General features: G+C 72.5%; 20 protein-coding genes and 1 riboswitch. Of the genes, 8 read left to right on the forward strand and 12 right to left on the reverse strand.

What is annotated here, in order from left to right:
- Positions 1-3: 3 nt before the first annotated feature.
- Together ACIRNI_RS24495 and ACIRNI_RS24500 are read left to right on the forward strand one after the other, a co-directional pair.
- Positions 4-2433, forward strand: a complete 2430-nt coding sequence (locus tag ACIRNI_RS24495) for a GAF domain-containing SpoIIE family protein phosphatase (RefSeq protein WP_403554286.1) — start codon at positions 4-6, stop codon at positions 2431-2433.
- Between the two features lie 58 nt (positions 2434-2491).
- Positions 2492-3118, forward strand: coding sequence for a MarR family winged helix-turn-helix transcriptional regulator (locus ACIRNI_RS24500; RefSeq protein ID WP_403554288.1), 627 nt, complete (start codon positions 2492-2494; stop codon positions 3116-3118).
- Here ACIRNI_RS24500 and ACIRNI_RS24505 read toward each other — a convergent pair.
- Together ACIRNI_RS24505 and ACIRNI_RS24510 are read right to left on the reverse strand one after the other, a co-directional pair.
- The gene (locus ACIRNI_RS24505; RefSeq protein ID WP_403554290.1) at positions 3011-3358 is read right to left on the reverse strand and encodes an STAS domain-containing protein; all 348 of its coding nucleotides are present in this window, start codon (positions 3356-3358) and stop codon (positions 3011-3013) included. The genes ACIRNI_RS24500 and ACIRNI_RS24505 overlap by 108 nt on opposite strands.
- Before the next feature lie 30 nt (positions 3359-3388).
- Complete coding sequence (locus tag ACIRNI_RS24510; protein WP_403554292.1) at positions 3389-3826, reverse strand: ATP-binding protein; 438 nt, start codon at positions 3824-3826, stop codon at positions 3389-3391.
- A gap of 180 nt (positions 3827-4006) precedes the next feature.
- On the opposite strand from ACIRNI_RS24510, the gene ACIRNI_RS24515 reads away from it, so the two are divergent.
- The gene (locus tag ACIRNI_RS24515) at positions 4007-4720 is read left to right on the forward strand and encodes a lysophospholipid acyltransferase family protein (RefSeq protein WP_403554294.1); all 714 of its coding nucleotides are present in this window, start codon (positions 4007-4009) and stop codon (positions 4718-4720) included.
- A gap of 15 nt (positions 4721-4735) precedes the next feature.
- Here the strand turns inward: ACIRNI_RS24515 and ACIRNI_RS24520 are convergent, their stop codons facing one another.
- The 8 genes from ACIRNI_RS24520 to ACIRNI_RS24555 all read right to left on the reverse strand — a co-directional run bounded on the left by ACIRNI_RS24520 (position 4736) and on the right by ACIRNI_RS24555 (position 10123).
- Complete coding sequence (locus ACIRNI_RS24520; protein WP_403554296.1) at positions 4736-5131, reverse strand: cupin domain-containing protein; 396 nt, start codon at positions 5129-5131, stop codon at positions 4736-4738.
- A gap of 66 nt (positions 5132-5197) precedes the next feature.
- The gene (locus ACIRNI_RS24525; protein ID WP_403554298.1) at positions 5198-5983 is read right to left on the reverse strand and encodes an urease accessory protein UreD; all 786 of its coding nucleotides are present in this window, start codon (positions 5981-5983) and stop codon (positions 5198-5200) included.
- Entirely contained in the window at positions 5980-6660 is a 681-nt protein-coding gene (gene ureG, locus ACIRNI_RS24530) for an urease accessory protein UreG (RefSeq protein ID WP_403554300.1), read from the reverse strand. The genes ACIRNI_RS24525 and ureG overlap by 4 nt, the downstream gene beginning before the upstream one ends.
- A gap of 14 nt (positions 6661-6674) precedes the next feature.
- Positions 6675-7337 carry an urease accessory protein UreF gene (locus tag ACIRNI_RS24535; protein WP_403554302.1) on the reverse strand — a complete coding sequence of 221 codons (663 nt, stop codon included), beginning with the start codon at positions 7335-7337 and terminating at the stop codon, positions 6675-6677.
- Positions 7338-7348: 11 nt separating this feature from the next.
- Positions 7349-9070 carry an urease subunit alpha gene (locus ACIRNI_RS24540; RefSeq protein WP_403554304.1) on the reverse strand — a complete coding sequence of 574 codons (1722 nt, stop codon included), beginning with the start codon at positions 9068-9070 and terminating at the stop codon, positions 7349-7351.
- Positions 9063-9374 (reverse strand): urease subunit beta, encoded by a 312-nt coding sequence (locus tag ACIRNI_RS24545; RefSeq protein ID WP_403554306.1) that lies wholly within the window; start codon positions 9372-9374, stop codon positions 9063-9065. The genes ACIRNI_RS24540 and ACIRNI_RS24545 overlap by 8 nt, the downstream gene beginning before the upstream one ends.
- A 15-nt stretch (positions 9375-9389) precedes the next feature.
- On the reverse strand, positions 9390-9692 hold the full coding sequence (locus ACIRNI_RS24550; RefSeq protein WP_355368514.1) for an urease subunit gamma: 303 nt from the start codon (positions 9690-9692) through the stop codon (positions 9390-9392).
- A 224-nt stretch (positions 9693-9916) separates the two neighbouring features.
- Complete coding sequence (locus tag ACIRNI_RS24555; protein WP_403554309.1) at positions 9917-10123, reverse strand: hypothetical protein; 207 nt, start codon at positions 10121-10123, stop codon at positions 9917-9919.
- Positions 10124-10751: 628 nt separating this feature from the next.
- A riboswitch (cyclic di-AMP (ydaO/yuaA leader) is annotated at positions 10752-10946 on the forward strand.
- 4 nt (positions 10947-10950) lie between these two features.
- Here ACIRNI_RS24555 and ACIRNI_RS24560 point away from each other — a divergent pair.
- Complete coding sequence (locus tag ACIRNI_RS24560; protein ID WP_403554310.1) at positions 10951-11430, forward strand: C40 family peptidase; 480 nt, start codon at positions 10951-10953, stop codon at positions 11428-11430.
- A 58-nt stretch (positions 11431-11488) separates the two neighbouring features.
- Here the strand turns inward: ACIRNI_RS24560 and ACIRNI_RS24565 are convergent, their stop codons facing one another.
- Positions 11489-11929, reverse strand: a complete 441-nt coding sequence (locus tag ACIRNI_RS24565; RefSeq protein WP_403554312.1) for an ATP-binding protein — start codon at positions 11927-11929, stop codon at positions 11489-11491.
- Between the two features lie 240 nt (positions 11930-12169).
- On the opposite strand from ACIRNI_RS24565, the gene ACIRNI_RS24570 reads away from it, so the two are divergent.
- Together ACIRNI_RS24570 and ACIRNI_RS24575 are read left to right on the forward strand one after the other, a co-directional pair.
- Positions 12170-13039, forward strand: a complete 870-nt coding sequence (locus ACIRNI_RS24570) for a helix-turn-helix domain-containing protein (RefSeq protein ID WP_403554314.1) — start codon at positions 12170-12172, stop codon at positions 13037-13039.
- A 20-nt stretch (positions 13040-13059) separates the two neighbouring features.
- On the forward strand, positions 13060-13263 hold the full coding sequence (locus ACIRNI_RS24575; RefSeq protein WP_403554316.1) for a DUF397 domain-containing protein: 204 nt from the start codon (positions 13060-13062) through the stop codon (positions 13261-13263).
- Here the strand turns inward: ACIRNI_RS24575 and ACIRNI_RS24580 are convergent.
- Complete coding sequence (locus ACIRNI_RS24580; RefSeq protein ID WP_403554318.1) at positions 13238-14410, reverse strand: 8-amino-7-oxononanoate synthase; 1173 nt, start codon at positions 14408-14410, stop codon at positions 13238-13240. The genes ACIRNI_RS24575 and ACIRNI_RS24580 overlap by 26 nt on opposite strands.
- A gap of 144 nt (positions 14411-14554) precedes the next feature.
- Here ACIRNI_RS24580 and bioB point away from each other — a divergent pair, with 144 nt between their 5' ends.
- Positions 14555-15739, forward strand: coding sequence for a biotin synthase BioB (gene bioB, locus ACIRNI_RS24585; protein ID WP_355368206.1), 1185 nt, complete (start codon positions 14555-14557; stop codon positions 15737-15739).
- The gene (locus ACIRNI_RS24590; protein ID WP_403554320.1) at positions 15732-17024 is read left to right on the forward strand and encodes an adenosylmethionine--8-amino-7-oxononanoate transaminase; all 1293 of its coding nucleotides are present in this window, start codon (positions 15732-15734) and stop codon (positions 17022-17024) included. Before bioB ends, ACIRNI_RS24590 begins: the two co-directional genes overlap by 8 nt.
- Position 17025 lies beyond the last annotated feature (1 nt).

The raw sequence follows: 17025 nt of genomic DNA on the forward strand, positions 1-17025 counted from the left end.
ACTGTGAGCACTCCTGAGCATCGTGGAACCGCGGTGGCCACCGAGGGCGGGACCGAGGACGAGGTGGAGCCTGCCGCCTCCGTGCACCGGTCCACGGGGGTGGGCAGGCTGGCCGCGACGGTCGAACGGCTGCGCCGCGAGATCCGCGCCGCGCAGGCCGCGGCCGACGGCCGTGCCCTGATCGAGCTGGCCAAGGGCGTCCTGGTCGAGCGGCTCAGGTGCAGCCCGACGGTGGCGGCCCAGCAGCTGGCCGCGCTGGCGGAAGAGGCGGGCGTCTCCCCGCTGGAGCTGGCGGCGGACATCGTCAACCAGGCGGCCCGGGACCATGTCACCGACATCGCCACCGAGTTCGTCCGGCGTACCCACAGCGAGACGGAGTCCGCCGGGGACCACGACATCTCCGTCGGCGTGCGGCTGCGTACGGCGGAAAGCGCCGCCCTGGCCGCGGGAGACACCCAGGCGGTCGCGGAGTCCCTGCTGCAGCACGCTCTGACGCCGCTGGGCGCCAGCGCCGTGGCGGTGTGGACGGCGGGCTCCGACGCGTCACTGACCCTGGCCGGCCACGCCGGGTTCCCGGCGGACGAGGCCGTGCGCTGGCGGTACGTGCCACCGGGTGTGTCCACGCTGGCCCGCCAGGCGCTGAGCCGGCGGCAGGCGGTCCGGGTCTCGTCCCTGCGCGCGGCCGGTCCGCCGTCCATCGGGTGGGCCCACCACCCGGACGGCGGGCGCGTCGCCGTCCCGGCGGGAACCGGCGGCCGCATCCACGGAATCCTGGAGATCTGCTGGCCCGACCCGTTGCCTTCGCACCCGCCGCAGATCGAGCGGCAGATCGAGGCCCTGGCGGAGCTCTGCGCCCACACGTTGGAGGGGCGCCCGGGGACCGGGGTCGTGCCTGCGGCGGACGCCTGGATCAGCACGCCCGACCTGTCCGAGCTGGCGAATCTGGCGGAGGGCCTGCACGACCCGGCTCTGGTGCTGACGCCTTTCCTCGGACCGGAGGGCGAGCTCGTCGACTTCCGCATCCATCACGTCAACAGCCGTTTCGTCGACCCGGCCGGCCGCCCCCGCAACGCCGTCAGCGGCGCGCTGCTGCTGGAGGCGTACCCCATGGCGGTCGGCGGCAGCGAGCTGTTCGAGAGCATCGAGCGCGTCTACGCCACCGGTGAGCCGTTCCGGGCCCGGCGCATGACCCTGACGGCCCTGGTCGATCAGGTGCCTCTCGCCGCCGTGGCCGACATCAGCGTCAGCCGCCACGGCAGCAGCGTGCTGCTGATCTGGCGGGTCGAGGACGAGACGGCACGCCTGGCGAACCTCCTCCAGCATGCCCAGCGCCTCGGCCGGATCGGCGGCTTCGAGGAGAACGTCGCCACCGGCGAGATCATGTGGAACGACCAGCTGTTCGACCTCTACGGCCGCCCCCGCACGATGCGCCCCGTGCCCCTGGAGGAGCTGACCGCCCACGCCCACCCGGACGATGCCGTGGCCATCGGCCAGTTCCTGCGCTCCGTGCTGCACCACCGGCGGCCGGCGTCGGCGGACTTCCGCCTGCTCCGCCCCGACCGGGTCACCCGGCACATCCGCGTGATCGCCGAGCCGGTCGTCGACGCCGACCAGAGGCTGCTGGCGGTGCGCGGCGCCTATCAGGACATCTCCGCGCAGCACTGGACCGAGGTCGCCCTGGCGGCCACCCGCGACCAGCTCGCCCACACCGAGCAGCAGGCCGCCGAACGCAACCGCCTGACGCTGCAGTTGCAGCACGCCATCATGCCGCCCGCGCAGGCACCGCTGGACAGCCCGGGGCTGCAGATCGCGGTCCGCTACCGGCCGGCGGAGTCGGAGTCCATGGTCGGAGGGGACTGGTACGACGCGGTCGTGCTGCCCTCCAAGCAGGTCATGCTGTGCGTGGGCGACGTGGCCGGGCACGGCATAGAGGCCGCCACCAGCATGGTGGTGCTCCGCAACGCCATGCGGGGTCTGGCGGTCACCGGCGCCGGTCCGGGGCAGCTGCTGTCCTGGCTGAACATCGTGGCCCACCACCTGACCGAGCACGTCACCGCCACGGCCGTGTGCGGACTGTACGACCCGCACAAGGGCACCTTGCGCTGGGCCCGTGCGGGCCACCTCCCGCCGGTGCTGATCCGCGGGCAGAAGGCCACCACGCTGCGGACGGTCAGCGGGATCCTCCTCGGCGCGCTGTCGGAGGCGTCGTACGAGGAGGAGGAGCTGCGGATGTCGCCCGGCGACACCCTGCTGATGTACACCGACGGGCTGGTCGAGCGCCGGGACGAGTCGGTCCAGGACTCCCTCGCCAAGCTGCTGAGCAACGCCCGTATACCGACCACCTCGCTGGAGCAGCGTCTCGACGGTCTGCTCACGCACAGCAAGTCGGACACGGACGACGACACGTGCCTCATCGGCATCCAGGTGGTGTGACGCCGGGCGGGGTCGCCGGTGACTGACAACGCCGTTGCGAGGTGTCACAGTTGGGGGCATGCGTTCCGAGACTTCCCCATGCGCCGACCGGGATGCCGGCGCGTACGCCGGACACGCCGCCCGTGCCGCTCACGCCGCTCGCGAGGTCATCGAGCTGCTCGAGGTGCTGTGGAACAAGGGCCGGGACATGACCTCATCCGCCCCGGTCTCCTCCTCGCAGCTGCGGGTGCTGTACATCCTGGAGCGCGACCAGCCCATCAACCTGCGCACCCTGGGTGACGTCCTGGGCTCCGCGCCTTCCTCCGTCAGCCGGATGTGCGACCGCCTCGACGCCCTCGGCTTCATCGAGCGCTCCCCCAGCGCCGCCAGCCGCCGCGAAGTCGAACTCCGCCTCTCCAGCCGCGGCGAGAGCTACCTCAAAGACCTGCGCGCCCGCCGCGAGGCAGCGCTGATCGACGTCATCTCCGCGATGCCGGCCGCCCAGCGCAGGGCCCTCGCCACCGGCCTGAGCGGCTTCCGCCTCGCTGCCGACCGCGATGCGGCTGCCGCGGGCGAGGTGCGCACCGCCGGCTCAGGCTCAGGCTTCCAGCGCTTCCTCAACGGTGCCGTACAGCGGGATCGCCTGGCCCAGGCCGACGAGTTCGATCACTTTGAGCACCGACGGCTGGGCGTTGGCGAGGCGTAGCCATCCGCCGGTGGTCGTGGTGGCGCGCTGCGCTCTGAGGAAGGCGTTGACTCCGGAGGAGTCCATGAACGTCAGCGGCGACAGGTCCAGCAGCAGCTGGTGCATGCCGCGCGCCTGGGCGGCGGTGAGTGCTTGCTCGAATGCGCTGATCCCGTCGTAGTCGAGCTCGCCGCTGATGGTGACGACACCGATGCCGGCCGGCCGGGGCTCGACTCGCACCTGCACCCGAGAGGGTCCCATTCCTGCTTTCCTCCTACGAACCGATGTCGGTCACTTCACCTTGAGGCGCGCCCGTACGCGCTTCCCCGAGGGCACCGGCTCCACGTCCACGCTTTCGCACAGCGCGAGGACGATCTCCAGTCCATGCTGCCCCACCCTTCCCGGGTCGGGTGCGTGGGCGGTGGGGGCCGCCTCGTACGTGTCTGTCACGGCGATCTCCAGCGTCCCTCGGGTGAGGCCCAGTTCCACCCGGCAGGGCCCCGCGGCGTGCCGGACGACGTTGGTGACCAGTTCGCTCACCACGAGGCGGGCGTCCTCCACGGTGCGCTGCCCTATCGCCGCCCCCGCCTCCGCCCGGGCGCGCAGGAACGACGCGGTGAAGTCCCTCGCCGCCGCGATGGCGCCGCGCGGGTCGCCGTAGGTCCTGGAGGCGGACTGGGCCCGGGCCGGCCGTGCGTCGTCGAGGAAGGCCGTGCTGTCACTGCGCATCCAAGCTTCCCCCATCAGGCCGTGGTTTTCCCTTCCGCTGCGTCTTCCCCCATATCGGTATCCGAATCACGTCGGCGTCGACACGGGGTACACGACACCTCAGCCGCAGGTCGCACGAAGGGCAAAATGGCCTGACGGTCCGTCAGCCCATCCGTGTAGTAGGGAGTAGGGAGTCAGCCCATGTTCTACTACGTGCTCAAGTACGTGCTGCTCGGGCCGGTGCTCCGGCTGCTGTTCCGGCCGAGGACCGAGGGGCTGGAACACGTTCCGCAGCGCGGCCCGGCGATCGTCGCGGGGAACCACCTGTCGTTCTCGGACCACTTCCTGATGCCGGCCGTACTGAGGCGGCGCATCACCTTCCTGGCGAAGCGGGAGTACTTCACCGGGCCGGGGCTCAAGGGCCGGCTGACCGCCGCTTTCTTCCGCAGCGCCGGGCAGATCCCGGTGGACCGCTCCGGCAAGGAGGCCGGGCAGGCGGCGATCCGCGAGGGGCTGGGCGTGCTGGCCAAGGGCGAGCTGCTCGGCATCTACCCGGAGGGGACGCGCTCGCACGACGGCCGGCTCTACAAGGGCAAGGTCGGGGTCGCGGTGATGGCCCTGAAGGCCGGGGTGCCGGTGATCCCCTGCGCCATGGTGGGGACGTTCGAGATCCAGCCCCCCGGCCAGACCGTCCCGCGGATCAAGCGGGTCACGATCCGTTTCGGCGAGCCGCTGGACTTCTCGCGGTTCGCGGGGATGGAGCACGAGAAGGCGGTGCTCCGCGCCGTGACCGACGAGATCATGTCCAGCATCCTCGCCCTGTCCGGCCAGGAGTACGTGGACGAGTACGCGGCCGTCGTGAAGGAGCGCGAAACCGGTCAACAGGGCCGCAGGCTCCCCCGGTTCAGGCACTGAGGGTCGCCGCGGGCCTCACCGAGGCGTCTCCTCCAGCCGGTACAGCTCGGGCACGGAGACCTTGATCGGCTCCTGCGTGGTCCGGGCGATCACGACGACCGCGGGCTCGTGCGGGTCGGGGTTCTCCTCGCGGTGCGGGACGAACGGGGGGACGAGGAAGAAGTCGCCCGGGCCCCCGGCGATCCGCACCTCCCGCGTGCCGTCGTGGTAGACGAACACGGGGTGGCCACTGACGACGTAGATCCCGGCCTCCGAATCGCCGTGGTGGTGGTTGTCCGTGGCGCTCAGCGGCGGGTTCACCACCATGCCCATCCAGAGCTTCTTCGACCCGACCGTGCCGCCGCTGATGGCGGTGTGGCCGTCCAACTCGCCGGAGCGGACGTGGTGGACGCGGTTGTTCGGCGTGGACATCGTGCGGCCTCCTGGTTCTCGACGGCTTCGAAGGCCTTGACGGCCTCGACGGGAACCAGGCTGCGCTCAGGCGCCGGATGCGCCAACCGTTGTTGCGGTTACGGCAACACGCCCAGGGTCCGCCAGGATCGCCAGCGCCTGGTCCAGGACGCGCCGCAGGCGCAGCGCGTCCGGGGCGACGGCCGTCACCAGGGCCGCGGGCCCGGCGAGCGGGGTGAGCGCGGCGGTCGGGCCGAGGGCGCGCGGCTCGGCGGGCTCGTCGTCGAAGGCGGGGTCCACGACGAGGAGCTGGCCGACGGCGCGGTGCCCCGCGAGGACGGCCGGCCCGTCCCAGCCGCCGGGCGCGCCGGGGCCGTACGCCAGCTCCTGGTCCAGCAGGGCGCGCCCGGCGCGGCGCACCGTGAGGCGGGTCGCGAGAGTGCCGGGCGCTTCGCCGTGGCGGCCGAGGACCTGCTCCTCGCGCAGCACCAGCCGTGCGCTGTCGGCGAGTTCGACGGTCGTGCGCATGCGCAGGAGCGAGCCGCGGGCGGAGACGAGCTGCTCCGGCAGCCAGCGCAGCTCCGCGTCGGGGCCGACCGTCAGGCGGACGTCGTAGCGGGCCTCGTCGGCGCCGCGGCCGGGCAGGGCCACGGTCGCGGCGGCCGAGTCGACGGTGAGCCGCACCCCGTCCCGTACGTCCGCCTCGATGGCGAGCCGGTCGCCGCCCAGCGGGGCGGTCATCGCACCGACGACGGTCACCCTGCTGTACGCGCCGACGGCCCGGGTGCGGCGCAGGGCGAGCGGCCCGTCGCTCTCCAGGACGGGCAGCCCGGCGGGCGTGGCGACGATCCGGGCGGTGGCGTGGACGCTCATGCGGTCCAGGCCGCGAGCCGCTCGCGCACCCAGGCGGCGACGGGCGCGACGCCCTGCTCGCCGGTGAGCGAGGTGAAGGCGACGGGCAGGTCGCCGCGCTGCTCCTTGGCGTCGCGGGCCATCCGCTCCAGGTCGGAGCCGACGTACGGGGCGAGGTCGGTCTTGTTGACGACGAGCAGGTCGGCGGTGGAGACGCCGGGGCCGCCCTTGCGGGGGATGTCGTCGCCGCCCGCGACGTCGATGACGAAGATCTGGGCGTCGACGAGCCCCTTGGAGAAGGTGGCGGTGAGGTTGTCGCCGCCGGACTCGACGAGGATCAGGTCGAGGGGGCCGACCGCCTCCTCCAGGTCCTCGACGGCTTCGAGGTTGGCGGAGATGTCGTCGCGGATCGCGGTGTGCGGGCAGGCGCCGGTCTCCACGGCCTGGATGCGCTCGGGCGGCAGGACGGCGTTGCGGAGCAGGAACTCGGCGTCCTCGCGGGTGTAGATGTCGTTGGTGACGACCGCGATCGACAGCTGGTCGCGCAGGGCGCGGCAGAGGGCGGCGACGGTGGCGGTCTTGCCGGAGCCCACGGGTCCGCCGAGGCCGATGCGCAGGGCGCGGCGGGTGCCGTCGGGGCGGTGGGCGTCGGCGCTGACGGCGGCGGGGGCTTCGTCGTGGGTGTGGTCGAGGTGCATGGCTTTCCTTGTCGTCAGGAGGCGAAGAGGCGTACGGGCCAGGCGGCGTGCTGTTCGGCGGTGATGTCGAGCAGCGGTGCCGAGGCGGCCGGCAGGGCGTCGATGCCCTCGCGGGCGGCCCGTGCGGCGTGCTCGGCCACCTGGTCCATGTCGGGCGCGAGGCGGGCGAGGACGGCGGTGGCGTGGAAGGGGTCGAGGCTCAGCAGGCGGACGGCGGCCGTGGCGGGGCCGCTGACCGTCTCGTACGCGACGCAGTGCGCCGCGTCCTCGGGCCCGAGCCCGGCCGCCCGCGCGGCGAGCCCGAGCACGACGGGCTGGTGCGCGCCGCGCGGGAACCGCCGGGCCAGTGCGTCGAGTTCGGCGCACGGCCAGGTGGCTCGGGCGGCCCGCAGCATCTGGCGGCCGAGCTTGCGGGCGGTGGCGCGCAGCGCGGGCGAGGGGGTGCGGGCGTCGGCGGCCTCGTCGAGGGCGGCGGGGTCGAGGCCGAGGGCGGCCGCGGCGGCGAGTGCCGCCGAGGTGAGGCCGGTGGTGTGCAGGCGGCCGCGGCAGAACGCCTCCAGGTCGCGGGCGTCGCGGAGGCGGCCCGCCTTGACGGCCGGTTCGGCGCCGCCGGAGTGGGCGTGGCCGCCGGCGGGGAAGCGGCCGTCGGCGAGGACGAGAAGGGCGGACCGGGACATCGTCGGCGCCCTCAGAAGAGGAAGTAGCGCTGGGCCATGGGCAGTTCGGCGGCGGGTGCCGGGTCGACCGGCTCGCCGTCGATCGTCACCGTGAAGGTGTCGGCGTCGACCTCGACGCGCGGCAGGGCGTCGTTCTCGCGCATGTCGGCCTTGGTGACTCCGCGGGTGCTCTTGATCGCCACGAACCCCTTGTCCAGTCCCAGCCGTTCGGGCAGCCCGTCGTCGAGGGCGCTGTGCGTGACGAAGTTGTACGAGCCCACCGCCGCGGCCCGGCCGAGCGCGCCGAACATGGGGCGGGGCATGACCGGCTGGGGCGTGGGGATGGACGCGTTGGCGTCGCCCATCTGCGCGTACGCGATCTGGCCGCCCTTGATCACGGTCTGCGGCTTCACGCCGAAGAACGCCGGGTCCCAGAGCACCAGGTCGGCGAGCTTGCCGGGCTCGACGGAGCCGATCTCGTGGTCGAGGCCCTGCGCCACGGCCGGGTTGATCGTGTACTTGGCGACATAGCGGCGTGCGCGGTGGTTGTCGGCGCGTCCGTCGCCGGGAAGTGCGCCGCGGCGCCGCTTCATCACGTGGGCGGTCTGCCAGGTCCGCAGGATCACCTCGCCGACGCGGCCCATCGCCTGGGAGTCGGAGGAGATGATCGAGATGGCGCCCATGTCGTGCAGGATGTCCTCGGCCGCGATGGTCGAGGGCCGGATGCGGGACTCGGCGAACGCCAGGTCCTCGGGGACGGCCGGGTTGAGGTGGTGGCAGACCATCAGCATGTCGAGGTGTTCGTCGAGCGTGTTGACGGTGTGCGGCCGGGTGGGGTTGGTGGAGCTGGGCAGGACGTACGGCTCCGAGACCACGGTGATGATGTCGGGGGCGTGACCGCCGCCCGCGCCCTCGGTGTGGTACGCGTGGATGGTGCGGCCCGCGATGGCGGCGAGGGTGTCGCCGACGAACCCGGCTTCGTTCAGCGTGTCGGTGTGGATGGCCAGTTGGGCGCCGGTCTCGTCGCAGACGCCGAGGCAGGCGTCGATGACGGCCGGGGTCGCGCCCCAGTCCTCGTGGATCTTGAACCCGAGGGCTCCGCCGCGCAGCTGGGAGTGCATCGCCTCGCGCGACATCGTGTTGCCCTTGCCGAGCAGACCGATGTTGACGGGGTACGTCTCCAGCGCCTCGAACATCCGGGCGAGGTGCCAGGGGCCGGGGGTGACGGTGGTGGCCTTGCTGCCCTCGGCGGGTCCGGTGCCGCCGCCGACGAGGGTGGTGATGCCGGAGGTGAGGGCCTGTTCGACGACGGTCGGCGAGATGAAGTGGATGTGCGCGTCGATGGCGCCCGCGGTGAGGATCTTGCCGTTGCCGGCGATGATCTCGGTCTCGGGGCCGATGACGAGGTCCGGGTGGACGCCGTCCATGGTGTCGGGGTTGCCGGCCTTGCCGATGCCGGTGATGCGGCCGTCGCGGATGCCGATGTCCGCCTTGACGATGCCCCAGTGGTCGATGACGACGGCGCCGGTGATGACGGTGTCCGGGGCGCCTTCGGCGCGGGTGGTGCGGGCCTGGCCCATGGACTCGCGGATCACCTTGCCGCCGCCGAAGACCGCCTCGTCGCCGGAGCGGCCGGGCCCGCCGGAGCGGTCCTCCTCGATCTCGACGAGCAGGTCGGTGTCGGCGAGGCGGATCCGGTCACCGGTGGTGGGGCCGAAGAGGTCGGCGTACTGGGGGCGGGCGAGCTCAGCCATCGAGGGCTCCTCCGGTCTGTCCGCGCAGGCCGGGGACGACGCGGCGGCCGGCGAGGGGGACGAGTTCGACGTCGACGGGGATGCCGGGCTCGAAGCGCACGGCGGTACCGGCGGCGATGTTGAGCCGCAGGCCGCGGGCGGCGGAGCGGTCGAACACGAGGCCCGGGTTGACCTCGGCGAAGTGGTAGTGGGATCCGACCTGGACGGGCCGGTCGGCGGCGTTGAGCACGGTGAGGCGGGTGACGGGGCGGCCTTCGTTGAGGGGCACGGGCTCGTCGGCGTAGAGGATCTCTCCGGGGATCATCGGTGGCGTTCCCCGTCAGACGATCGGCTCGTGGACGGTGACGAGCTTGGTGCCGTCGGGGAAGGTCGCCTCGACCTGGACGTCGTGGATCATCTCGGGGATGCCCTCCATGACGTCGTCGCGGCTGAGGACCTTGCGCCCGGACGCCATGAGCTCGGCGACGGTCCGGCCGTCCCTGGCCCCCTCCAGGATGTGCGCGGTGATCAGGGCGACGGCCTCGGGGTGGTTGAGCCGCACCCCGCGTGCCCTGCGCTTCTCCGCGACGTCGGCAGCGACATGAATGAGCAGGCGCTCCTGCTCGTGCGGGCTCAGTTGCACGTTTCACCTCACATGTTCCCGCCCGGCGCGACCCCGGGCAGCAGCGGGACCCTATCCGGCTTCAACACTCTGTTGACCTGCGGAAACGATTGTGAGGGAGAGATATTTCAATCTCGGGCAGAAGTTTTTCCAGGAGGTTAACTACGGCTTTGCCCGGCCATGGGATGCGGGCGGCCGCCCCGCCGGGGCAGCCGCCCTTTCGTATACGAGCCGTGGTGTCCGCCTCAGACGGCCAGGCAGTTCGCTCCCGGGACGCCCGGGACCTCCGGGGGGATGGCGAGGGAGGCGGGGTCGACGACGGCGGTCAGGTCGGTCGCGCCGGTAACGACGCAGTCGACGACGGCGGTGGGATCCGGCACCGCCGAGGCGGTGGTGGCGGTGGATCCGAGCAGTGCGATGGTTCCGAGGACGACGGCCGCGATGCGACGCATACGGATTCCCTCCTGGGGCAGAGTGACGGGTCCTGACCCGCCGGTTGGTTCGAGTCGGCCCCTGGCTACCCACCTCCGCACCCCGGGTACGCGCCCGGTCACCCGCACGAGGACGACGAAACGATCCCGCACGCGTCCGCACCCCTGGAGCGGGCCCAATCGGGCGCTCGCCGGGCGCACGGCCGCACCGCGGGAGGCACTGAGCGCGACGCGTGACCACGGGAGGGCGAGGCGCACACCCGGACGCTGGCGCGTGCGCTCCGTGTTCTCGATGGCGAATGCCGAACAGCGCGGGTGACGCTCCCTCAGGAGCCCGCCTGATGAGGGATTTCCGCGTAGCACGGATGGGCGCAGACGGGCCAACGAGCCACCCTCGTTCGGCGTACGCAAACGAGGGAATTACGCACTGCACGAGTTGCGCCGCTGCTGTACACATCTGGCGGAACATCACGCTCCGCCGCTGGTACACGGATCATCAATCGGCCGCCGCGTCGCGCCAAAACGCCCCTGTCCACTCGAATGGATCAGTCGTGAGGAGCCTCACAAACTTCCGTTTCGGCTCGGAATTTCGTCCCGTCATGGGTCAAGATCCCTTCGACGACAAGCCCCCGCCACCGCGGCGGGGCGGTCCGGGCGGACGCCGAGTCCTGCCGCCGTCCGGACGACTGGTCGACAGGAGTGGATCGGCAGGAGTGGAGGACCCAAGCAGTACGGGGCGAGCGCACCATGGCCGCCCCTTGGGGTGAAGCCGCGTCAGCGGCCGGGCAACTTCGCCAGCCCGAACCCGACAGGTCATCCTTCACAGGCGGCTGACGAAGGGTTGCGCTATGACCGCGCAGATGCATGTCCCGTCTCTGTTGTCCCGAGCCGGTGCCGTCTCGGCACTGACGCTCGCCGCCGTCGGCGGCACGATGCTGGCACCGGGCGCCGTCTCCGACGCCGAGGCCGCCACCGCGACGCTCGCCACGAAGGCGCTGAACGTCGCCGCGTCGAAGAAGGGCTCCCCGTACGCGTACGGCGCAGCGGGCCCGTCCCGCTTCGACTGCTCCGGGCTGACGCTCTACTCGTACAAGAAGGCCGGCAAGACGCTGCCCCGCACCGCGCAGCAGCAGTACAACAAGACCCGTCACCTCTCCGCGTCGCAGCGGCAGAAGGGAGACCTGGTCTTCTTCCACTCCGGTGGCCGCGTCTACCACGTGGGCCTGTACGCCGGTGACAACAAGATCTGGCACTCACCGAAGTCGGGTTCGGTGGTCAAGCTCGACCGCATCTGGTCGAAGTCGGTCTACTACGGACGCGTGCGCTGACGCGAGGCCCCAAGCCCCCGTACCGCACGGAGCGTGCACACCTGCGGTGCGGGGCCGGTCAGCCCCGGACGGGGACGGACGGGACGGACCAGGGCAGGGCGATCCACACCGTCTTGCCGCCGTCGCCGGTCGGAGTGACCGTCAGGCGGCCGCCGCGCTCGGCGGCGAGCCAGCGGATGATGACCATGCCGCGCCCGTTGTCCTGCTGGACGGCCGCGGGCAGGCGCTGCGGCCAGCGCGGGTGGCTGTCGGTGACGCCGATGCGCAGCTGCTCGTCCCGCTCCAGCCGGATGTCCACCGTGAAGGTCGGGGACTGTCCGAAGGTGTGCTGAACGGCGTTGGTCGTGAGCTCGGAGACGATCAGCCGTACCGCGTCCGCGGTGTCGGACTCGGCCGGCAGCCCCCATTCGGTAAGAACGTCCGCCACGTATCTGCGGGCTGCGGAGACCGAGGCTGGATCGCTCGGCAGAGTGACGGATGCTTCCTGATGGTCTGCCATGGCGACGCTGTCCCTTTCCCACCGGGGCCGGACTCCGACAGGGAGCGGATGTTGTGCGAGGACGGCCTCGGATTGCGCTTCGCGCCAGACTGCCACCTATGTCGCCCCAGGTGGGGCCGATCCCCCAAGATATGCATATATCTGTCGCTCGAAGCGGTGAACCCTGCTACGCGAGAGCGGTTCCGGCGGGCAGACTGGCGGGTTGGTCCAGCGTTCCGGAGGGTGGGAGGAGGGGCGGTCGTGCGGGGCACGCGACACGGTCCGGCGGTGCGACGCCGCAAGCTCGGCGAGGAGTTGAAGCGGCTGCGCCTGAGAGCGGGGCTCACCAGCCGGGACGCGGCGCGGCTCGTCGGCTGGCACCAGTCGAAGGTCAGCCGGATCGAGACGGGTGCGAGCGGGGTGACGGGCGCGGACGTGTCACGGCTGCTCGACGCCTACGGCGTACGCGAACCACGGCTGCGCACGCTGGTGGAGGCCCTGTCCGGCGCGGCGGCGGACGGCGGCGGCACGGGCTGGTGGCACGCGTACCGGGGCGTGCTGCCGCCGCAGTACCAGGACTTCATCAGCCTGGAGTCGCAGGCCTGCGGGGCCCGCACGCTGGAGACCTCGGTGGTGCCGGGCCTGTTGCAGACGCCCGACTACGCACGGGCGGTGACGCGCGCCGCGCTGGACGGGCTGCCGGCGACGGCGGTCGACTCACTGGTGGAGGTCCGGATCGCCCGCCAGGAGGTGTTGTTCGGTGATCCGCCGCTGCGTCTGGAGGCGGTACTGGACGAGGCGGTGCTGCGGCGGCAGGTGGGCGGCCCGGGGGTGATGCGGGCCCAGCTGCGGCGGTTGCGGGAGCTGGCGGACCTGCCCCATGTGCGGTTGCAGGTGCTGCCGTTCGCGGTGGGCGGGTACGTCGGCCTCTCCGGGCCTTTCGTTATTTTCTCGTTCGCGAACATGTCTGATCTGGATGTGGTGGTTCTCGACCACTTGACGAGTAGCCTCTATCTCGAACGCTCGGAAGACCTCGAGGCGTACTGCGCCGCGTTCCGCACCATGCAGGCGCTCGCCCTGACGCCCGAGGAGTCGTCGGAACTCATCGCCGGGATCGGTGACGGCGCGTAGGGAGAGGCAAGGCACCCCACATGTCTGCTTACCTCGCACACCACGATGGCCCGCACTGGCGGCGCAGCAGCCGCAGCGTGGGCATGAACAACTGCGTCGAGGCGGCCTGCCTCGGTGCCGCGCGGCTGGCCGTGCGTGATTCGAAGGACACCGCCAGGCCGCCGCTGCGGTTCTCGGCGGCGGCCTGGACGTCCTTCGTCAGTTCCCTGAAGCCGCTGGGCTGACCGGCTCCGGCGCCGTACGGAGGATCGTGGTCACGGCCGTATCGATCTGAGCCTCCGACAGGTCGGCGCGGGCGGTCAGCCGCAGGCGCGAGATCCCGTCCGGCACCGACGGCGGCCGGAAGCAGCCCACGGCCAGCCCCTCGGCGCGGCAGTCGGCGGCCCACCGCACGGCCTGCTCCGGTGACGGGGCACGTACGGAGACGACGGCGGCGTCCGGCCGCACGGCGGTCAGGCCGGCCGCCGTCAGCCGCCCGTGCAGGGTCGCCGCGACCGTACGGGCCCGGCCGGCCAGGCCCGGCTCGGCCCGCAGCAGCCGCAGGCTCGCCAGCGCGGCGCCCGCCGCGGCCGGGGCCAGGCCCGTGTCGAAGATGAAGGTCCGCGCGGCGTTGACCAGGTGGTCGATGACCCGCGCCGGGCCGAGGACCGCTCCGCCCTGGCTGCCCAGGGACTTGGAGAGGGTGAGCGTGGCGACGACGTCCGCGCTGCCCGCGAGCCCCGCCGCGTGCAGCGCTCCGCGGCCGCCGTCGCCCAGCACGCCGAGGCCGTGCGCGTCGTCGACGACCAGCGCGGCGCCGTGCGCGCGGCAGGCGGCGGCGAGTCCGGCGAGCGGCGCCGCGTCGCCGTCGACCGAGAAGACCGAGTCGGTCACCACGAGGGCGCGGCGGTCGGGGTGGGCGCCGAGGGTCTTGGCGACGGCCTCGGGGTCGGCGTGCGGGACGACGGCGGTCTCGGCGCGCGAGAGCCGGCAGCCGTCGACGATGGAGGCGTGGTTGCCCGCGTCCGAGACGATGAGGGAGCCGCGGGCGCTGAGCGCGGTCAGGGCGGCGAGGTTGGCCGCGTACCCGGAGGAGAAGACCAGGGCCGCCTCGAAGCCGCAGAAGTCCGCCAGTTCGCGCTCGAGCTCGGTGTGGAGCTCGGTGGTGCCGGTGACCAGGCGCGACCCGGTGGCGCCGGCGCCCCAGCGGCGGGCGGCCCCGGCGGCCGCCGCGGTGATGGCGGGGTGACGGGTGAGGCCGAGGTAGTCGTTGCTCGCGAGGTCGAGCAGGTCCGGCTCGGCGGGACGGGGGCGCAGCACGCGCACCAGACCGGCGTCCGCGCGGCGGCGCGCCTCGGCGTCGGTCCAGTCGAAGGGGTCTTCCTGCGGCATGGGTCGGGTCCCTTTTGTAGGCAGCGCACAGACCCTAGCCCGGGACAGCCGGGGGCACAGTGTGGTCATACACACACCGCTCAGCCGCTCTCTTGTCCGGTTCCTCCTTGGCCAGGGGGTGTGCCGTAGGACAGGATCGGCGCCATGGACCTGTTGAACACGCTGGTGGACAAGGGGCTTCGGCGCGAGCTGCCGACCCGCGAAGAAGCGCTCGCCGTGCTGGCGACCTCCGACGACGAGCTGCTCGATGTGGTGGCCGCGGCCGGCAAGGTGCGGCGCAAGTGGTTCGGGCGCCGGGTGAAACTCAACTACCTGGTCAACCTGAAGTCGGGCCTGTGCCCGGAGGACTGCTCGTACTGTTCCCAGCGGCTCGGGTCCAAGGCCGAGATCCTCAAGTACACCTGGCTGAAGCCGGAGGAGGCCTCCAAGGCGGCCGCCGCCGGTGTCGCGGGCGGCGCCAAGCGGGTGTGCCTGGTCGCCAGCGGCCGCGGCCCGACGGACCGGGACGTGGACCGGGTCTCGCAGACCATCGCGGCGATCAAGGAGGAGAACGAGGGCGTCGAGGTCTGCGCCTGCCTGGGCCTGCTCTCCGACGGCCAGGCGGAGCGGCTGCGGTCGGCGGGCGCCGACGCGTACAACCACAACCTCAACACGTCCGAGGGGACGTACGGGGACATCACGACCACGCACACCTACGCGGACCGCGTCGATACGGTGCAAAAGGCCCACGCCGCGGGCCTGTCGGCCTGCTCGGGCCTGATCGCGGGCATGGGTGAGTCCGACGAGGACCTGGTGGACGTGGTCTTCGCGCTGCGCGAACTGGACCCGGACTCGGTGCCGGTGAACTTCCTCATCCCCTTCGAGGGCACGCCGCTCGCCAAGGAGTGGAACCTCACCCCGCAGCGGGCGCTGCGCATCCTGGCGATGGTCCGGTTCGTCTGCCCGGACGTCGAGGTCCGGCTCGCGGGCGGGCGCGAGGTGCACCTGCGGACGCTCCAGCCGCTGGCGCTGCACCTGGCGAACTCGATCTTCCTGGGTGACTACCTCACCAGCGAGGGCCAGGCCGGCAAGGCGGACCTGGAGATGATCGCGGACGCCGGTTTCGAGGTGGAGGGCACGGACACCACCACGCTGCCCGAGCACCGCTCGGACGCCGCCTCCTGCGGTTCCTCGGGCGGCGGCTGCGGCTCCGGTTCCGTGTGCGGGTCGGACGCGGAGGTCCCGGCGCAGGCGCCTGCACAGGTGGCGGCCGAGCCCCAGGCGGCCCGCCCCGACCTGGTCGCGGTGCGCCGTCGTGGCGCCGGTACGGACCTGGCGCCCAATGCCTGATCAGCTCACCCCCGGCGAACTGATCGCCCTGGACCGGACTCACGTGTGGCACCCGTACAGCCCGATGCCGGGCCGTTCGGACCCGCTGGTCGTCGAGTCCGCCTCCGGGGTACGGCTGCGGCTCGCGGAACCGGCGCACGGACAGCGCGAGTTGGTCGACGGCATGTCGTCCTGGTGGTCCGCGATCCACGGCTACAACCACCCGGTGCTCAACGAGGCCGCGAGCGGACAGCTCGGCCGGATGAGCCATGTGATGTTCGGCGGGCTCACCCACGAGCCCGCCGTGCGGCTCGCCACCCGGCTGGTCGAGATCACGCCGGAGCCGCTGCGCCACGTCTTCCTGTGCGACTCGGGCTCGGTGGCGGTCGAGGTCGCCGTCAAGATGTGCCTGCAGTACTGGCGCTCCATCGGCCGCCCGGCCAAGCAGCGGCTGCTGACCTGGCGCGGCGGCTACCACGGCGACACCTGGCAGCCGATGTCGGTGTGCGACCCCGAGGGCGGCATGCACGGACTGTGGTCCGGGGTGCTCCCCCGGCAGCTCTTCGCGGGGCCGCCGCCCGCCGCGTACGACGAGACGTACGCGGACGGGCTCAGGGAGCTGATCGCGCGCCACGCGGACGAGCTGGCCGCGGTGATCGTGGAGCCGGTGGTGCAGGGCGCGGGCGGGATGCGCTTCCACGACCCGGCGTACCTGCGGGTGCTGCGGGAGGCGTGCGACGCGCACGACGTGCTGCTGGTCTTCGACGAGATCGCGACCGGCTTCGGGCGGACGGGCACGCTGTTCGCGGCCGAGCAGGCGGGCGTGGCCCCGGATGTCATGTGCCTGGGCAAGGCGCTGACCGGCGGCTACCTGTCGCTGGCGGCGACGCTGTGCACCCCGCGCGTGGCGGACGGCATCTCGCGGGGCGAGGTGCCGGTGCTGGCGCACGGGCCGACGTTCATGGGCAACCCGCTCGCCACGGCCGTCGCCTCCGCCTCCATCGACCTGCTCCTGGAGCAGGACTGGGCGCAGGAGGTCAAGCGGATCGAGGCGGGCCTGCTGGACGGGCTCGCGGAGGCGCGCGAGCTGCCGGGGGTGCGCGAGGTGCGGGTGCTCGGCGCCATCGGCGTCGTCCAGCTGGACCATCCGGTGGACATGGCGGCCGCGACGGCGGCGGCGGTGCGCGAGGGCGTGTGGCTGCGGCCGTTTAGGGACCTGGTGTACGTGATGCCGCCGTACATCACCGGGGCGGAGGACCTGGCACGGATCTGCCGCGGGGTGTGCGCGGCGGCACGGGAGGGCTGAG

The organism is Streptomyces sp. NPDC093546 (assembly GCF_044765045.1).
Classification (GTDB): Bacteria; Actinomycetota; Actinomycetes; order Streptomycetales; family Streptomycetaceae; genus Streptomyces.